The sequence below is a fragment of the Candidatus Cloacimonadota bacterium genome, from assembly GCA_020532355.1.
In the GTDB taxonomy this organism is placed as follows: Bacteria; Cloacimonadota; Cloacimonadia; order Cloacimonadales; family Cloacimonadaceae; genus UBA5456.
This window is the reverse complement of the sequence record JAJBBD010000066.1, coordinates 1-5,637: the sequence shown is the minus strand read 5'-3', so window position 1 is coordinate 5,637 and position 5,637 is coordinate 1. Positions and strand designations below refer to the sequence as shown.

The window sequence follows — 5,637 nt, the reverse complement described above, 5'->3', positions numbered from 1 at the left end:
CTAACACCTAGCACCTACTCCAACCCCGGTATCCGCTTAAGCACTTTACTGAACTTGGCGTAGTTCACCTTCACACCATCATCCAGGTCGATGCTTATCTTCTGGGTGGCTGTGGGATAGAGAGCATCCCGTTCCCAGTATTCGAGTTCTGAGATGATCTGCTCAATCTTATCGATTTCTTTACGAGCTTTGATTTTCTCTTTTTGTGCGCTATCTCCGCCTTCTTCAATCTTGCTTAGTTCCGTCACTTTGTTTTTCAGTTTAAAGACGTATTCTCTCAGGTAATCACTGAGCACAATTGAAGCTGTGTCTGGCGTGTAGCGGTGCATATAAACAAGTGCGTTGAAGCTGCCCTTGGGGCTACTGAATAGCCAATAGATGGGGCGTTTTTTATACATTTTAACGTGATCGTTATAGAAATCCCTGATGAAATAGGTTCGGATATCTTTACCAATCGCTTCTTCAATGTAGCCGATGTTCTGCGAAAAGTGCTCTGCTCCAAAAGCCACCTTCAAGAATGTATAGAATCGATTTACTATATCGTCATCAAACCACTCTCCTTCCAGAATTGGGATCACATTGTCTTTATCAGGCATGAAGCTAGGATTAGGAACTTGTTTTAGATAGTCTCCCAAGGTCTCTCCCTGATTAGCCAAAATCAAGCCTGGTTTATCAAGGGAATATCTGCCAAACATGCAGCCCACGGCATAGGAGATCAATTCCTTCATAGTGTCTGCTAAGAGCCGCTTCTCCAAATCTACATTTATGGGGAATTCCCTAACACCTAAAGCTCTAACCCCTAAAACCTCACCCCTAACACCTAGCACCTCGGGGTTTACCCCGTATCGGTAATAGGGATTACAAGTAAGCGTGATCTCCTTCAACGGAACCTCTGGACTCAACTCATCCTGCAAACCATAAGCTTCAATGAATATCCGGTTATTCTCCTCTTCCAGCTCCTGCATCTTGAGAGTGTCTTCAATCCACTGCTCTCTCATCTTTGTATAGCATTCTCTAACACCTAACCCCTCACCCCTAACACCTAACAAGGGTAATTGCTGAAAATCCCATGAGGTTTCGTATGAATTCCAATCCCTTTCTGAGATTCTCACACACAATCTAACATGTTCTTTTATATGAGATCTACCAATAAATGAAAAAGGGATGTTTAATACATCATGTATAGTTGTGTTAATTGATGGGTTAAAAGCTTGCAGATAATACTCAGAGATTGGTGAGTTAAGAAATCCCAATGTTTCATCATCATAGGTCAAGCTGTCTATGAAAATTGTTGGGGATCCTGAGCTGTATAAGTGCGACGTGTCTTTAAATCTAAATCCTACCCTACCAGTTCCAATTAACGACCATGTAATTCCTTCATTCCCAAGAAACTTTCTGTTAACCATTCCTCCTAATTCGGAATAGTGGTCTTGTGCTTCTAATGACCAATCAATAACATTAATGACATTACCGTAGTACTTACGATTATCCCCTCCATTGCAATATAATACCCACCTGGTTGAGCTCTTGCATATCTCCCAAACATTCCTCACAAATTTTTCATTATTGTGAGTTTTCATCCTCCCACCAGATACATATATCGATCCTAGGTTGCTTTGAGTCTCAATATTAGGTAACTTTATCCAATACGATATTGGCGCTCCCTGCAACTTGTAAGAATCTGACGCTTTGAAGGAAAAAAACCACCCACATTTTGGATTGGCTAGGGCTTCAAGAAAGAGAACTCGCTTTTGTTCTTCAGACTTACCATTAATCAAGCGAAAATAAGCTCCATGTATTCCATCTGGCATTGAGTTGGACATCACGAAAGAAGTTGTAGCTACTATTTCTCCAGGAATAGTATCAAAGGCATGAGGTCCCAGATGAACCATTGTTTTGAACTCATAATTCTTAACCAGATGCTTCCTAAGTTTTTCGTATGAACTCAGAAACATCCAGCTTTGCATATTGATCATGGCAATGTAGCCTTGCTTAACAGATAAACTCAGGCAACGTTCCATAAACATAGCAAAGAAGTCAGTACGGCTATTAGGATAATTAGTTTTAAACCAATCTTCCTTTTCATTGCCAAATCCTGTAGTTCCCAGATACGGTGGATTGGTAACCACCACCTGATACTTGGTACTGAGATAATCTGCCTGATTGATCAGTTTGAGTACCTTCTTATGGGTGGGGGCAAGGAATACATCACCGCTGAAGTCTTTGGCATTCAGCAGCTCATGGATGCCCTCGATATGCTGTTCATAAGGTACAATCAACGAGCCATAGGTATCTGCATGTTCAAACTGGCTAAGCATACGTTCAAAGTTGTATGTAAAAAGATCGCGTCCACATCTGTCCAGATAGGGATCTATCTCATCCTTGCTAAAGCGGATGTTTTCTAAACAGCAGATATGTGGCTCAATCTTGCGAGAAAACCAAAGCTTGTCCTTTTCACGCGCTTTCATGGTTAGAGCCAGAGCGGAAAGTTCTGATGCTCTCTCATCTATCTCTATACCATACAGGTTCTTTTCGATAATTAATTTAGGAATCTCTGTAGGCGAGTATCCTTCTTCGCTGTAGATATCATAGAGCAAGTCGAAAGCGTAAGTGAGGACATGTCCGCTGCCGCAACAGGGATCGCAGAATTTGATTTCTTCGGGGGAAGATACTTCTATAAACCTGTTATTCCGATGCTGGTCGGAGTCCAATAAAGGTTTTACATAGTACTCCATCTTATCGATTAATCGGGAATTTGGGTGAGTATCCAACCACAGCCTTCCCAACGAGTTTTGCACCATGTACTTTACTATCCAATGAGGGGTAAAAAGCTGGGTCACGGCAGGGATGTCCTTGCTCTGGACTTTTTTACTTTTTCTAATTCTCTCTTGCACATCAGATTTCTTCTCGGCAATGTAATACTGGTACAGCCAGCCGATCACTTCCACATCTTTGCAGACACCCGGAACCATGGCTTCCCTGGTATAGGCAAGGATGGAATTCCCACTCAGCAGGTCATCTGGCATCAGCAGTTCTGTCCAATCATCAATCCGCTCAAAGAGGAAGGGCATGGTTTCGGCATAGTAGTTACAAACAGATCTGATTAAAATCCTGTAAGCTTCCGATTGCGGATCGGGATGGGTTTCCTTTCCAGATAGTAGATCGAAAACCAGGGTGCGATACTTTGACTGTACCAGCGTCTCATCTATATGTCCAGCTTTGGCTTCTTCCAGTATTTCAGGCTGAAAATGCCCGGGCAAGGGTGAAATTACATTGACCTTGTTGTATCCGTTCACGTCCATAAAGCGCAGAGCACAAAACCGATTGAACCAGGTGTAGGCTACTCGCTCTGCGAGAGGTGATAGGTGATAGGTTTTAGGAGTTAGAGGTTGGGTGCGCTGGATTTCTTCTTCTATGACTTGGATTTGCTTGGGGTAATACCTTCTGGCATCACTATCCGGAGCGAGTACTTGCTGCAGCTTGTTTCCCACTTGTTCCATCAGGTAGCGGCGGGCGTATTTTGCGAAACGTTCGAGTCTTGTTGTATCCATATTAGTGGTGTCCCATTAGGCTTCTTCTTCTGATGATGCAGTCAGGAAACTGCTTATTCCAATCAGTTAATGATAAAACGACGCACTTCTCGGCGAACTTGCGTCTCCATTTTTCAGATCGTCGAGGGAGGTGTTTCTTGAGACTATCGGTAAGAAGGTTATATTTAGGTACATCAAGGAAGTCCCAGCATATCAGGACATAGTAATGAATCGGTTTATCCGCCTTGTTTTGTGCCCATCGATAGATAAATGTGTCTCTATACTTTTTTGATAACTTAGTTTTCAGGGCACCTGTTTTATAGTCAGCAATGAATCTTCTAACACCACCAGCTCTTGAGTCTGGAGAATCAGGATCCTTTAACTCAAGATAAACATATTTATCTGGGTATTCTAAGATAAAATCAACTGCTTTCATGTCAAAGCTTGTCAGACCGTGAGTATGTGGGTCATCAAACTTTATAACGCGTAAAGTGGATTCCGGAAACAACTCAAGATCTTTTTCTATATAATCCATGCCAGCATCCTATACATATCTTTCTAGCTCTTCATCATATAACTCAGAGAAGGCATCAAGGATCGGATTTGGATCAATGGAATCGAAATCATCGGTGGAATTAACTCTAATGACACCCTTGTCTCTATACAAAACATGGTATCTCACATGATCGCCTCGATCTTTATCAAACAGTAGGTCAAACCATTTAATGAGATTGTAGTTATGAGTAGCTAAAACCACTTGTTGTTCGGATTGTGCAAGGCTGTACAAAGCATCGACAACACCTTTGACTTGTAAAGGGTTTAAGTTTGCATCAGGCTCATCCCAAAACAAGGGTCCGCCAACACCTGGTCTCAGTGCACCTGTTTCGATCAGCCTGTAAAGAGTACCAAGCTTTCGGAACCCTTCTGCCGTAACGTTGGCTGAGTATTCCGCTTTATCTGCCTTGAAAGTTACATTACCACCACCCTTAAACTCAAATCTGCCAACGCATATCTTTTCGATCTCTTCCATGATTGCATCTGTGCGAATAGTTCTGAGTGATTTTTGAATAGCCGGAATCTCTAATTGAGACATCAAGTCGGTGTAGGTCATATCAAAAGATAGTTCATACTTCTGAACCAGAGCAGGTAACCCTGCCATAAATGATATTATTTCCTTTGCAGGAATAAATACAGGATGCGCATCAATCGGAACATACACTGATTCATAAGTATGGTTAAACAAATCTTTGATTGCATCGCCATTGCCAGAGGCTTGTTTATTGGCATTGAATGACAAGCCGAATTTGGCGTTATCGGGATATTCTATCTCAACAATTGCATTTCCGCCCTTTGATCCAGTTTTCTTGAGATTGCCAAGAACTCCATCAAGCGGTTTGAATACACCGGTAATCATACTTGAGGAGATATCTCTTTTTTCCTCTTCACTCATGTTATTATCGGCAGAAACATCTCCATTTGCCTTACACATGGCATACAAGACCTTCAGGATGTGCGTTTTCCCCGTCCCATTAACTCCCATGATTATATTTATTTTGTTCGATAAGTCAATTCTGAGATCATCGAACACAGTGAAGTTTTTCAAGTAAAGGCTTTTAATCATTTTGTCTCCTCTTCATTTAGGCTTACTATGTTCCCCTTTTTAATCTCCCGGAGAAGTGATTGATTCATTGCTTGGATATAAGATCGCAATTCGGCTTCGCTGCTGATCTCGTCTGAAGGGTAGGATATTTTAATGTTCTTAATCTGAACCTTTAGTCTTGGCTCTTCGGGTATGCTCTCATCCTTTTTATTATGGATCAATCTGATGATCTCTGGGTAATCTACATCATTGAAGCGATTGATGATGTCTTTGATTACGGCAATAATCCTTGTCTCAGTTATCTTAGTTTTAGCCCTCTCAAATATCCCGATCACCGTGTCTTTAATGCCACTCTCAGCAGCAACGAAATCCAGATCCTGGTCTATCTCGATTTGGCATTGTTCGATCATCTGTGCTGCGTTGGATCTCTCATCAGCAATCAAGCGATCCAGCTTATCCTTCAGGATATCATACTTAATCTTTAGCTGCTGAATTCGGTTTCCCTTG

The 5,637-nt window shown here is 41.9% G+C and carries 4 protein-coding genes; all 4 read right to left on the bottom strand.

Features of this window, described 5'->3' with window-relative positions; translation table 11 throughout:
- Window positions 1-14: 14 nt before the first annotated feature.
- Window positions 15-3,551: a BREX-1 system adenine-specific DNA-methyltransferase PglX gene (gene pglX / locus LHW48_02150; GenBank protein MCB5259264.1), complete on the bottom strand. Its 3,537-nt coding sequence runs from the start codon at window positions 3,549-3,551 to the stop codon at window positions 15-17.
- 1 nt (window position 3,552) lies between these two features.
- Window positions 3,553-4,065, bottom strand: a complete 513-nt coding sequence (locus LHW48_02145) for a hypothetical protein (GenBank protein MCB5259263.1) — start codon at window positions 4,063-4,065, stop codon at window positions 3,553-3,555.
- A gap of 9 nt (window positions 4,066-4,074) precedes the next feature.
- Window positions 4,075-5,151, bottom strand: coding sequence for an ATP-binding protein (locus LHW48_02140; GenBank protein MCB5259262.1), 1,077 nt, complete (start codon window positions 5,149-5,151; stop codon window positions 4,075-4,077).
- On the bottom strand, window positions 5,148-5,637 hold a 490-nt coding region (locus LHW48_02135), incomplete at its 5' end, for a hypothetical protein (GenBank protein MCB5259261.1). The genes LHW48_02140 and LHW48_02135, both read right to left, overlap by 4 nt.

Coding starts and splice junctions, on each gene's coding strand:
- pglX (MCB5259264.1), bottom strand. CDS start 3,551: ATGGATACAACAAGACTCGAACGTTTCGCAAAATACGCCCGCCGCTAC.
- LHW48_02140 (MCB5259262.1), bottom strand. CDS start 5,151: ATGATTAAAAGCCTTTACTTGAAAAACTTCACTGTGTTCGATGATCTC.
- LHW48_02145 (MCB5259263.1), bottom strand. CDS start 4,065: ATGGATTATATAGAAAAAGATCTTGAGTTGTTTCCGGAATCCACTTTA.